This is a genomic window from Saccharothrix sp. CB00851, assembly GCF_001905065.1.
GTDB lineage: Bacteria > Actinomycetota > Actinomycetes > Mycobacteriales > Pseudonocardiaceae > Actinosynnema.
Map to the genome: position 1 here is coordinate 1 of NZ_LWLC01000019.1, position 11,190 is coordinate 11,190.

Consider the following 11,190-nt stretch of genomic DNA (forward strand, 5'->3'; position numbering starts at 1 on the left):
GGGCAGCGGCGCGCGCGGTGCCGGCAGCGGGCGCGGTGCGGGCAGCGGCGCGCGCGGTGCCGGCAGCGGGCGCGGTGCGGGCGCGGTGCCGGCAGCGACACGACGGGACCGGCAGCGGGGGCGGTGCGGACAGCGGGCCGGGTGAGGGCTGTGGCGACCGGCACGGCGGCCGACGTGGCCGGCCGACGGCGGCAGGTGCGGTGCGGGCGGCGGGCCGGGTATCGGCTAGGGCCAAGCCGGCGGCGGGAGCGGTGGCGGTCGGGACAGGGTGCTCTCGGCGGGCCGGGTATGCGCTGTGGCCACGGGCGCTGCGGTCGACACGGCGGATCGACGGCGGCGGCGGTCCACGCGGGAGTCAGCTGGGCTGCGGTGGACCGAGAGGGCGATGGACCAGGTGGCGGTGGACTGGGCGACGGCAGGCCGGGCAGTGGCGGGGCCGGGCCCCGGCGGCGGACCAAGTGGCGGCGGACCGGGCGGCGGCAGGCCGCGCGGTGGTGTGAGCTCGGTGGCGGCGGCAGCCCGGCGGTGTCAGCCCGGCGGCGGTGTGAGCCGGGGCCGGGAGGTGAGTGGTGGCGGTGGGCTGGGTGGTGATCGGGGTCGGGGTGGGGTGGCGGTGCGGGGGGTGTGGGTGGTCGCGGTTCCTCATGTTGCAACCGAGGGGCGGTAACGGTGTTTCCGTACATTTTCGGGCGATGATCACCCGATCGTGTTTCCGGTGGGCCCCTGCGGGAGTTGTCAGTATGGGGGTTGGGTGGGGCCGGCGCCCGCTGGTGGGTGGGCGCCGGCGGGGGTTCACTCGCCCGTGCTGAAAGCGGCGTCGAAGGATGCCGCCGGTGGGTCGAACAGGTGTCGTCGGATGAAGCCGACGGCCTCCTCCGCCCCGCGCAGCCGGTCCATCCCGGCGTCCTCCCACTCCACCGAGATCGGACCGCGGTAGCCGATGGCGTTCAGGGCGCGGAACGATTCCTCCCACGGCACATCACCGTGGCCGGTCGAGACGAAGTCCCAGCCGCGGCGCGGGTCGGCCCAGGCCAGGTGGGAGCCGAGACGTCCGTTGCGGCCGTCGAAGCGCTTCTTGGTGTCCTTGCAGTCGACGTGGTAGATCCGGTCGGCGAAGTCGAGGATGAAACCCACCGGGTCGAGGTCCTGCCAGACGAAGTGCGACGGGTCCCAGTTCAGGCCGAACGCGGGACGGTTGCCCACCGCGTCCAGCGCCTTGCGGGTCGTCCAGTAGTCGTACGCGATCTCCGACGGGTGCACCTCGTGCGCGAACCGCACCCCGACCTCGTCGAACACGTCCAGGATCGGGTTCCACCGCCGCGCGAAGTCGGCGTAGCCCTCGTCGATCACGGCCTGCGACACGGGCGGGAACATCGCCACGTACTTCCAGGTCGAGGACCCGGTGAACCCGACGACGACATCCACGCCCAACCGCGCCGCCGCCCGCGCCGTGTCGGCCATCTCCGCGGCCGCACGCTGACGCACACCCTCCGGCGAGCCGTCACCCCAGACCCGCGCGGGCAGGATCGCCTGGTGCCGGAAGTCGATCGGGTCGTCGCACACCGCCTGCCCGACCAGGTGGTTGGAGATCGCGAACACCTCCAGCCCGTACTGCTTGAGCATCGCACGCTTGGCGGGCACGTAGTCGTCGTCCGCCAACGCCTTGTCGACCTCGAAGTGGTCACCGGAGCAGGCGATCTCCAGCCCGTCGTAACCCCACCCGGACGCGAGCCGGCACACCTCCTCGAACGGCAGGTCGGCCCACTGGCCGGTGAACAACGTGACCGGTCGGCTCATCGGGAATCTCCAATCGTCGTCCACGTCGACTGCTGCCCGGCACTCTCCTCCACCGCCGCCAGCACCCGCTGCACCCGCAGCCCGTCGGCGAAGCTCGGCGCCGGGTCGGCACCGCCGCCGATGGCCGTCAGGAAGTCCGCCACCTCGTGCGTGAACGTGTGCTCGTAGCCGAGCAGGTGACCCGGCGGCCACCACGCGCCCACGTACGGGTGATCGGCCTCGGTCACCAGGATCCGCCGGAACCCGGCCGCCGAGCCGTCGTCGGCCGAGAACACCGACAGCTCGTTCATCGACTCGAAGTCGAACGCCAGGCTGCCGCGCGTGCCGTTGACCTCCAGCCGCATCGCGTTCTTGCGCCCCAGCGCGTACCGGGTCGCCTCGAACGTGCCCAGCGCGCCGGACGAGAAGCGGGCCAGGAACACGGCAGCGTCGTCCACGGTCACCTCGCCGACGCCGTCACCGTCGGGGCGCGAGCGGACGAACGTCTCGGTGGCGGCGCTGACGCCGGTGATCAGGTCGCCGGTGACGTACTGGGCGGCGTCCACGATGTGCGCGCCGAGGTCGCCCAACGCGCCGGAACCGGCCTTCTCCTTGCGCAGCCGCCACGTCATCGGCGACGCCGGGTCGGACAGCCAGTCCTGCAGGTACACCGCGCGCACGTGCCGGACCTCGCCGATCCGGCCCTCCTCGACCAGCCTGCGGGCCAGCGCGATCGCGGGCACCCGCCGGTAGTTGAACGCGACCATCGACCGGACACCGCGGGCGGCGGCCTCGTCCGCCGCGGCGGCCATCGCCTCGGCTTCGGCGACCGTGTTGGCCAGCGGCTTCTCGCACAGCACGTGCTTGCCGGCGGCGAGCGCGGCGAGCGCGATCTCGGCGTGCGTGTCGCCGGGGGTGCAGATGTCGACGAGGTGGACGTCGTCCCGGGCGACGAGCGCGCGCCAGTCGGTCTCCACGGCCGCCCAGCCGTACTTGGTCGCGGCTTCCTTGGTGCGCACCGCGTCTCGGCCGCCGAGCGCGGCCAGCCGGGGCGTCAGGGGCACGTCGAAGAACCGGTGGACGCTGCGCCAGGCGTGCGAGTGCACCGCGCCCATGAACGCGTGGCCGACCATGCCCACGCCGATCTCTTCCGTCATCAGCAGCCTTTCACAGCAGTGTCGAACCAGGTCAGGAGTCGAAGCCGACGTCGAGGTACTGGTCGACGTTCTCCTTGGTCACCACGGCGGAGTAGGTGGTGATGGACGCGGGGATGTCGTGCTCGGCCATGTCGCCGATGCCCTTGGCCTGGCCGAGCAGGCGGGCCAGGGCGATCGCCGAGGACGCCATCGACGGGCTGTAGAGGACGGTGGCCTTGACCACGCCGGTGTCGGCCTTGATCAGGTCCATCATGTTGCGCGAGCCGGCGCCGCCGACCATGACGAACTCCTTGCGGCCGGCGCTGTCGATGGCCGCCATCACGCCGATGCCCTGGTCGTCGTCGTGGTTCCACAGGGCGTCCAGCTTGGGCGCGGACTGGAGCAGGTTGGCCGTCTGCTGCTCGCCGGACTCGGAGGTGAACTGCGCCGAGACGCGCGGGCCGACGGAGAAGCCCGCCTTGCCCAGGGCGTCCTTGAAGCCCTGGCTGCGTTCCTGGGTCAGCGGCAGCGAGTCGATGCCCGCGACCTCGCCGATGATCGGGTTCGAGATGTTCTTGGCCTTCATCTGGGCGACGATGTACTCGCCCGCGTTGACGCCCATGCGGTAGTTGTCGCCGCCGATCCACAGCCGGTAGGCGAGCGGGGTGTCGAAGACGCGGTCGAGGTTGATGACCGGGATGCCCGCGTCCATGGCCTGGCGGCCGACCTCGGTGAGCGCCTTGCCGTCGAACGGCAGCACCACCAGCACGTCGACCTTGTCGTTGATCAGCGTCTCGACCTGGGCGATCTGCTGGTTGACGTCGTTGGTGCCCTCGGTGGCCTTGAACGTGACGTCGGAGAACTCGTCGGCCTGCGCCTTGGCGTTCTTGGTCATCGCGGCCATCCAGCCGTGGTCGGCGGCGGGCGCGGAGAAGCCGATGGTGACCTGCTTGCCGGGCTGGCTGTTCTGGCCGGAGCCGCCCGCGACGGCGTTCGGCGCGGAGTTGGCGGACTCGTTGGACGTGCAGCCGGCCAGCAGGGCGGCGGTGCCGACGGCGGTGGTTCCCCAGAGGAAGCGGCGGCGGTCGAGTGAAGGCATGGCTGACTCCCGGGCGGTGTGTGTCGGGGGATGGTGTGGACGTCAGGTGGTGTGCGCGCCGCGGCGGCGGGCGGTGGTGCGCTGGAGGAGCACCGCGGCGACGATGATCACGCCCTTGGCGATGTTCTGGATGTCGGTGTCGAGGTTGTTCTGGGTGAAGATGTTGCCCACCACGGTGAAGATGAGGACGCCGATGAGCGTGCCGATCAGCGAGCCCCGGCCGCCGCTGAGCAGCGTGCCGCCGATGACGACCGCGGCGATCGCGTCCAACTCGTAGAACATGCCGTTGGTGGACGCGCCGGAGGTGGTGCGGGCGACGACCATGAGCGCGGCGATGCCGCAGCACAGGCCGGCGAGGCCGTAGACGAGCGCGGTGTGCCTGCGGACGTCGATGCCGGCCAGGCGGGCGGCTTCGGCGTTGCCGCCGACGGCGAACGTGCGGCGGCCGAACGTGGTGCGGTTGAGCAGCACCCAGCCGACCGCGAACACCGCGGCCAGCGTCCAGATCAGCACCGGGATGCCGAGGATGTCACCGCGGAAAAACGTGGTGAACCCGGTTTCGGTGACGACCTGGGTGCGGCGGCCGGAGAGCCGTTCGGCCAGGCCCTTCGCCGACGCGTACATGGCGAGGGTGGCGATGAACGGCACTATCCTGCCGTAGGAGATGAGCAGCCCGTTGACCAGTCCGCAGCCCAGGCCGACCAGCAGCGCGCACAGCACCATGACCACCGGCCCGTAGGACTGGGTGGCCACGGTCGTCATCCACACGCCCGCCAGCGCCACGATCGAGCCGACGGACAGGTCGATGCCGCCGCTGATGATCACGAACGTCATGCCGACGCTGACCACGCCGATCGCCGCGGCCAGCCGCAGCATGGTGGAGATGTTGGCCTCGGTGAGGAAGCTGTCCGGTCGGGTGGCGTAGCCGACGACGCACAGCACCACCAGCACGCCGAGCAGCCCGGTCAGCCTCAGGTCGAGGTTGCGCCGATGCTTGCGCGGCTCCCCCGGTGCGGCGGTCTCGGGGTCGACGACCCTCGTCTCGGTCACGACGCCTCCTCTTCGGTGACGGCGCTGCCCGCCATCACCATGTCCAACACGGCGGATTCGGTGAGCTCGTCGGCCCGCCGGTCCGCGATCACCTCGCCGTCGCGCAGCACCAGCACGCGGTCGGCGAGGCCGAGCACCTCGGCGACCTCGCTGGACACCAGCACGACCGCGACGCCGGCCGCGGCCAGCTCGTGGATCACCCGGTACAGCTCGGCGCGGGCGCCGACGTCCACGCCGCGCGTCGGCTCGTCCAGGAGCAGCACCTTGCAGCCCCGGACCAGCCAGCGCGCCACGACGGCCTTCTGCTGGTTGCCGCCGGAGAACTCGGCGACGAGCCGTCTCGGGTCGGCGGGCCGCAGGTCGAGCCGTTCCAGGGTGGCCTTGGAGTCCTTCAGCTCGCGGGCGCGGTCCAGGAAGCCGGCGCGGCTGTAGGCCGAGAGGCTGGACAGCGTCACGTTGTGCGCGACCGTCAGGTCCAGCAGCAGGCCCTGTGCCTTGCGCTCCTCCGGTGCCAGCCCGATGCCCGCTTTGACGGCGGCGACGACGCTGCCCGGCCGGACCGGTTTCCCGTCCACCGCGATGTGCCCGGCGTCCGGTTTGCGCGCGCCGAACACCGTCTCCAGGATCTCGCTGCGGCCCGCGCCGACCAGGCCCGCGATGCCCAGGACCTCCCCGGCGTGCACGTGGAAGCCGACGTCGTGGAACTCGCCCTTGCGGGTCAGCCCGGTGACCGTCAGGACCTCCCGCGTGACGTCCACGGTGGACGCTTCGCGGTGCGGGAAGACCGTCTCCACCTTGCGGCCGGACATCAGGTCGACCAGGTCGGCGGTCGGGGTGTCGGCCGGGAGGTTCGCGGCGACCGTGCGGCCGTCCTTGAGCACGGTGACGCGGCTGCCGATGCGGCGGATCTCTTCGAGGCGGTGCGAGATGTAGAGGACGGCGACACCGTCCTTGGTGAGCTCGCCGACGATGCGGAACAGGTTGTCCACCTCGTCCGCGGCCAGGGCGGCGGTCGGCTCGTCCATCACGATGAGCCGGGCGTCGTGCGCCAGGGCGCGTGCCATCGACACCAGCTGCTGACCGGCGGCGGACAGCCGGCCCACCTCGCGGTCGGGGCTGATCTCGGGGTGGCCCAGGCGTGCCATCAACGTCCTGGTGAGGTCTCGGGCCGCGCGGCGGCGGGTGAAGCCGAACCGGGTCGGCTCGTGGCCGAGGAACACGTTCTCCGCCACCGAGACGTCCGGCACCAGGTCCAGCTCCTGGTACATGGTGGCGATGCCCCGCCGCAACGCGGCCACCGGCGACGGCAGCGCGGTCCTCTCACCACGCCACGTGATCTCGCCTTCGTCGGGCTGGTGCGCGCCGGCGAGCACCTTGATCAGGGTGGACTTCCCCGCGCCGTTCTGGCCGAGCAGGCAGTGCACCTCGCCCTCGGCGACCTCCAGGTCCACCTGGTCCAACGCGCGCACGCCCGGGAACGTCTTGCCGATGCCGGCCATCCGGAGCAGGGTCATGCCGAGGCCCCTTCGTGTGAACCGCCCGCCTTGGGCGCTTTGACGGGCACGACGGTCGGGTCGTCGAGCACCCGGCGCAACGCGGCCAGCGCCGCACCCTTGCCGCCCGCGGTGAACCCCAGCGTGGACGCGCTGACCCGCGTCCGCCCGTGCCGCTGCGGCGCGACCAGCCAGTCCTGCAGGGCGGCGAAGTAGCCGCCGAGCACGATCTTCTGCGGGTTGAGCAGGGTCGCCAGGATGGAGAGGCCGGACGCCAGGGCAGCGGCCGTGCGGTGCAGCGCGTCGAGGGTGCGGGCGTCACCGCGTTCGGCGCGGGTGCGCAGGATCGTCATGCGTTCACCGGGCGCCAGTTCCGGGTCGTGCACCTGGTCGTGACGCGGCGCGCAGGCGTGCAGGAACGCGTCCAGCCCCACCTGCGTCTCCCAGCACCCACGCCGGCCGCAGGCGCAGGACGTGCTACCGAGCGGGTCGAGCACCATGTGGCCCACCTCGCCCGCGCGGTTGTCCGCACCGCGCACCAGCGTGCCGTTGGCGATCACGCCCGCCGCGACGCTGTGGTCACCGGTCAGGTAGACGAGGTCGTCCACCGGGTCGCTGTCGTGCTCGGCGCGGGCGGCGAGGTTGGCGTCGGTGTCGATGCCGAGCCGGCCGATGGGCAGACCGGTCCGCGCCGCCAACCCGTCCACCACCGCCACTTCACGCCAACGCAGCCGTTCGGCGGTGGCGGCGCCGGTCACGCGGTCGGCCTGGCCGGGGATCGCCACCGTGACACCGGCCCAGTCGGCCTCCGGCACGTCTTCGAGGGCACGGCGGGTCAGGTCGGCGAGCCGGTCCAGGGCGTGCTCGGGCGCGCTGGTGTCACAGCTGGTCTGCCGGCGCAGATGCACTTCGCCGGTCAGGTCGGTGACCGTCGCGCCGAGGTGGCCGGGGCGCACGTCCAACCCGATGCCGCAGACCGCCCCGGGACGCAACTGGACCAACTGCCCCGGCCTGCCCTGCGTCGTCGTGGTGCCCGCGCGTTCGGTCAGGCCACGTCGTTCGAGGTCCGCCAGGAGCGGGGCGACCGTGGCTTTCGACAGACCGGAACCCGCCGCCAGCTGGGCACGCGACAGCGGGCCACGGGCGCGGAGCGTGCGCAGGAGGAGGGCGAGGTTCGCCCCGCGCCTGCCTTCGGTCTGCGCCTGCATCGTGGCTCCGACTTCGTCGAGGGAGTCGATCGAACGAGGTGGTCCAACTCACGTTCCGGGGTGAGTTGCGGCCGATCCTGACAGTTCGCCGCACGACCTGACAAGAACTTCGGCCGACTTTTGTCAGCTCGTTGCAAAAGTCCGCTCACTTTCGACGGAAGCTCGCAACCCCGACCGACCACAGCCCGCGCTCACCGCACCCACGACGGACCCACAGCGCGCCCACGACGGACCCGGAACCCGCCCACCGAGGCTCGATTTGACATGGGTTCGGGTGCTTTAGGCTGGTCGAAGCCGGGCAGGCTTGGCGGACGCTTTTCCCGCCAGGCCTGCCCGGCTTCGGCCTGCCTGGAGTGCCCGTAAGGGCCCCATGTCAAATCGAGCCGGAAGAAACCACAGACGCCCAGCCAGGACCACCATGGTCACCGGACCAGGTGGATCAGCCCGCCGGCGAGAACGCCCGATCGGTCGCCGACCAGGCCGCACCCGTCACGCCCGCCAAGTCACCCAACTCCGACAACACGATGGGCAGGTTGCCCGTCGCCAACGGCAGCGAACGCCGGTACACCGCACTGCGCACCTCGGCCAACAGCGAGTGCCCCAACCGCGACACGCCACCGCCGATGACCACCATGCCCGGGTTGAGGAAGCTGACCAGCGACGCGACCACGTGCCCCAACCGCCTGCCGCCCTCCCGCACCAGGTTCGCCGCCGCGAAGTCGCCCGCCGCGGCGGCGGTGCCGACGTCCTCGGCGGTCAGCACGCCCTTGTCGTGCAACGCGGTGGCCAGCGCGACGGACCGGCCGCTGCGCGCCAGCGTCGTGGCGTCACGGGCCAGCGCCGAACCGCCGAAGTACGCCTCCAGGCACCCGACCTCGCCGCACGCGCACGCCGGGCCGAAGTCGTCCAACCTGATGTGCCCGATGTCGCCGGCGGTGCCCGCCACGCCCCGGTAGACCTTGCCACCGAGCACGATCCCGCAGCCGATGCCGGTGCCGACCTTGACGAAGATCAGATCCTCCAGCGACCGGGCCACTCCCGCGTGCCGCTCGCCCAACGCCATCGCGTTCACGTCGTTGTCCACCGTCACCGGGCAGCCCCACCGCCCCGCCAACTCGTCGCGCACGGGGTAGCGGTCCCAGCCGGGCATGATCGGAGGTGCGACCGGCATGCCGTCGCGGAAGCTCACCGGACCCGGCAGGCCGATGCCCGCGCCGATCAACCGGCCCGGCGCCTTGGCGTAGACGACGTCGGCCAGTTCGGCGACCCGGCTCAGCACCTGCGCCGGTCCGCTGCGGACGTCGCACTCCTCGCTGCGGCTCTCCAGCACCTCGCAGCGGCCGTCGGTGACGGCGACCGTCACCGACGTCGCGCCCACGTCCACGCCGAGCACGCGCAGGTCGTCGGCCAGGTGGACGAGCGTCGACCGCCGACCGCCCCGGCTGGCCGCCGGTCCGCCGACCTGCACCAGACCGACGTCCACCAGCCTGGCCAGCTCGGCGGTCAGCTTGGCCCGCGGCAACTCCAACCGCTCGCCCAGCGCGACCCGGGACATCGCGCCCTCGTCGCGGAGCAGGCCCAGCAGCTCCGACTGCCTGCCGGAAACCACCCGCGGCTGCTGGCCGCTGCCCGTCGCGCTGCTCATGGCACCAATTTACGGCCAGGGTGCACAGCGCAGCGCGCTCGCACTCCCAGCGAACCCGACCCGGCCCCGACCCCGGTCCCGACCCGGCCCCGACCCCGGTCCCGGCCCGGTCCCGGTCACCGGGAATTCACGAGCGCGGCCCACGCACCGGGTGGTTGCATCCGGGCATGCCGATCGACCACCACCTGCTCGTCCTGTTCACGCTGACCACCATCGTCGCGATGATCACCCCCGGTCCCGACATGCTGTTCGTCCTCGGCTGCGGGATGCGCGGCGGGCCGCGGGCCGGGCTGCTGGCCACGGCGGGCGTGGCGACGAGCGAGGCCGTCCACGTCATCGTCGCGGCGGCGGGCCTGGCCGCGTTGTTCGCCGCGGTGCCGGTGGCGTTCACGGTGGTCCGCACGATCGGCGCGGCCTACCTGGTGTACCTGGGCGTGCAGGCCATCCGCCACCGCGGGCGCACCGTGGTCGGCGAGGCGGTGACCGGCGGCATGTCCGGCCGCCGCGCCTTCCTCACCGGGATGGCGACCAACCTGCTCAACCCGAAGATGGTCACCTTCACGATCGCGTTCCTGCCGCAGTTCATCAACCCGGACCTCGGCCGGGTGTGGCTCCAGTTCGCCATCCTCGGCGCGATCCTGATCGTGCTGGAGTTCGTCGTGGACGGCACGGTCGGCGTGCTGGCCGGCCGGATCGGCGGCTGGTTGCGCCGCAGGCACGCCGCCCGCCGCCGGATCGACGTCGCCACCGGCGGCGTGTTCATCGGGCTCGGCGTCCGACTGGCCGTGGAGCGCTGATCGCGAGCGCCGCCCGGCCGGGAAACGTGCCCGAAACGTTGGGGTAACCGGGGGTAACACATAATCACCCGACCGGCGGCGCCATGGGCACCCTCTCCGCGAGCGGACCGATCAACGGCGGCGCGACGTTCGAGCTGCCGACGGTCACCGTCCGGCTCAAGGCCGCCCAGTCCGGCACCATCCAGACCAAGCTGCACGGCACGAGCTACAGCGACCCCGGTCTCACGTTCACCGCTGTCGTCGCCTCGTTCCTGGGCAACATCAACGTACCGACCCGCTGCTACCCCAACCCCAACCCGGTGATCACCACCACCACGATCGGCTGATCACAGCACCCACCACCGGCCCGTCCACCGTGGACGGGCCGGTGGTCCTTGCCCGGCGGCGCGTGCCGGGCAGGCGTCAGCGCGCGTCCACCCGAGCGTCCTCCAGATACGCGGCGATCAAGGCCGCGTGCGACAGCGGTGTCGCCAGGTCGGTCACGTCACCGTTCGTCGTGTAGTCGAGCAGCACCACGTCCCCCTGCCCGCTCAACTCGGCGAGCCCGGCCACCTCCTCCGCCGCCCGGTGCTCCAGGACCCAGCGGTACGTGGGCAAGTAGATGGTCCGCCGCGCGTCCTCGTACGACAGGAGCCGATCACCGGCCAACCCGGCGCGGTGGCCGCGCACCGGGCCGAACCGCCGGACCGTGCGCTTCAACCCCGCCATGGTCGTCACGTCCAACTTCGCCGGGTCGACGTCCGCGCCCTCGAAGACCTTCAGCGCCTGCCAGACACCCTCCACCGACTGCGCCGTGACGCCGGGCGTGAACGGCACGGGGATGCCGCCGTGCGGGTAGAACGGGCTCAGCCGCACCCACGGCCGCGGTCCCTTCGACGTCACGTCCACCACGAACGCACCCGGGTACGTCTTCGCGAGCCACGCCGCACCCCGCCGCCTGCTCGCCACGTGCACCGCCATCGCCAACCCCCTTCTCGACACCGCGA

Annotated in this window: 9 protein-coding genes and 1 pseudogene; 2 read left to right on the forward strand and 8 right to left on the reverse strand. The window is 72.1% G+C overall.

Annotation, left to right across the window (positions count from 1 at the left end):
* Positions 1-792: 792 nt before the first annotated feature.
* The 7 genes from A6A25_RS19420 to A6A25_RS19450 form a co-directional block, all read right to left on the reverse strand.
* Positions 793-1,797, reverse strand: coding sequence for a sugar phosphate isomerase/epimerase family protein (locus A6A25_RS19420; protein WP_073892047.1), 1,005 nt, complete (start codon positions 1,795-1,797; stop codon positions 793-795).
* Positions 1,794-2,933: a Gfo/Idh/MocA family protein gene (locus A6A25_RS19425; RefSeq protein ID WP_073892049.1), complete on the reverse strand. Its 1,140-nt coding sequence runs from the start codon at positions 2,931-2,933 to the stop codon at positions 1,794-1,796. The genes A6A25_RS19420 and A6A25_RS19425 overlap by 4 nt, the downstream gene beginning before the upstream one ends.
* A 31-nt stretch (positions 2,934-2,964) precedes the next feature.
* Positions 2,965-4,011, reverse strand: coding sequence for a substrate-binding domain-containing protein (locus tag A6A25_RS19430; protein ID WP_073892050.1), 1,047 nt, complete (start codon positions 4,009-4,011; stop codon positions 2,965-2,967).
* 42 nt (positions 4,012-4,053) lie between these two features.
* On the reverse strand, positions 4,054-5,061 hold the full coding sequence (locus tag A6A25_RS19435; RefSeq protein WP_073892052.1) for an ABC transporter permease: 1,008 nt from the start codon (positions 5,059-5,061) through the stop codon (positions 4,054-4,056).
* Positions 5,058-6,575, reverse strand: coding sequence for a sugar ABC transporter ATP-binding protein (locus A6A25_RS19440; RefSeq protein WP_073892053.1), 1,518 nt, complete (start codon positions 6,573-6,575; stop codon positions 5,058-5,060). Before A6A25_RS19440 ends, A6A25_RS19435 begins: the two co-directional genes overlap by 4 nt.
* On the reverse strand, positions 6,572-7,762 hold the full coding sequence (locus tag A6A25_RS19445; RefSeq protein ID WP_073892055.1) for an ROK family transcriptional regulator: 1,191 nt from the start codon (positions 7,760-7,762) through the stop codon (positions 6,572-6,574). The genes A6A25_RS19440 and A6A25_RS19445 overlap by 4 nt, the downstream gene beginning before the upstream one ends.
* Before the next feature lie 439 nt (positions 7,763-8,201).
* Positions 8,202-9,407, reverse strand: a complete 1,206-nt coding sequence (locus A6A25_RS19450) for an ROK family transcriptional regulator (RefSeq protein ID WP_073892056.1) — start codon at positions 9,405-9,407, stop codon at positions 8,202-8,204.
* A gap of 167 nt (positions 9,408-9,574) precedes the next feature.
* On the opposite strand from A6A25_RS19450, the gene A6A25_RS19455 reads away from it, so the two are divergent.
* Both A6A25_RS19455 and A6A25_RS19460 read left to right on the forward strand, forming a co-directional pair.
* On the forward strand, positions 9,575-10,204 hold the full coding sequence (locus tag A6A25_RS19455; RefSeq protein ID WP_073892058.1) for a LysE family translocator: 630 nt from the start codon (positions 9,575-9,577) through the stop codon (positions 10,202-10,204).
* Positions 10,205-10,287: 83 nt separating this feature from the next.
* A pseudogene (locus A6A25_RS19460) lies at positions 10,288-10,530 on the forward strand (cyclase); the annotation flags it as partial.
* Between the two features lie 76 nt (positions 10,531-10,606).
* On the opposite strand, the gene A6A25_RS19465 reads toward A6A25_RS19460, so the two are convergent.
* Positions 10,607-11,164 (reverse strand): DUF6939 family protein, encoded by a 558-nt coding sequence (locus tag A6A25_RS19465; RefSeq protein ID WP_073892059.1) that lies wholly within the window; start codon positions 11,162-11,164, stop codon positions 10,607-10,609.
* Positions 11,165-11,190: the final 26 nt, after the last annotated feature.

What these genes read in the sequence shown, in the direction of transcription:
- A6A25_RS19420 (WP_073892047.1), bottom strand. Translation starts at nt 1,797, where the DNA reads ATGAGCCGACCGGTCACGTTGTTCACCGGCCAGTGGGCCGACCTGCCG.
- A6A25_RS19425 (WP_073892049.1), bottom strand. Translation starts at nt 2,933, where the DNA reads ATGACGGAAGAGATCGGCGTGGGCATGGTCGGCCACGCGTTCATGGGC.
- A6A25_RS19430 (WP_073892050.1), bottom strand. Translation starts at nt 4,011, where the DNA reads ATGCCTTCACTCGACCGCCGCCGCTTCCTCTGGGGAACCACCGCCGTC.
- A6A25_RS19440 (WP_073892053.1), bottom strand. Translation starts at nt 6,575, where the DNA reads ATGACCCTGCTCCGGATGGCCGGCATCGGCAAGACGTTCCCGGGCGTG.
- A6A25_RS19445 (WP_073892055.1), bottom strand. Translation starts at nt 7,762, where the DNA reads ATGCAGGCGCAGACCGAAGGCAGGCGCGGGGCGAACCTCGCCCTCCTC.
- A6A25_RS19450 (WP_073892056.1), bottom strand. Translation starts at nt 9,407, where the DNA reads ATGAGCAGCGCGACGGGCAGCGGCCAGCAGCCGCGGGTGGTTTCCGGC.
- A6A25_RS19455 (WP_073892058.1), top strand. Translation starts at nt 9,575, where the DNA reads ATGCCGATCGACCACCACCTGCTCGTCCTGTTCACGCTGACCACCATC.
- A6A25_RS19465 (WP_073892059.1), bottom strand. Translation starts at nt 11,164, where the DNA reads ATGGCGGTGCACGTGGCGAGCAGGCGGCGGGGTGCGGCGTGGCTCGCG.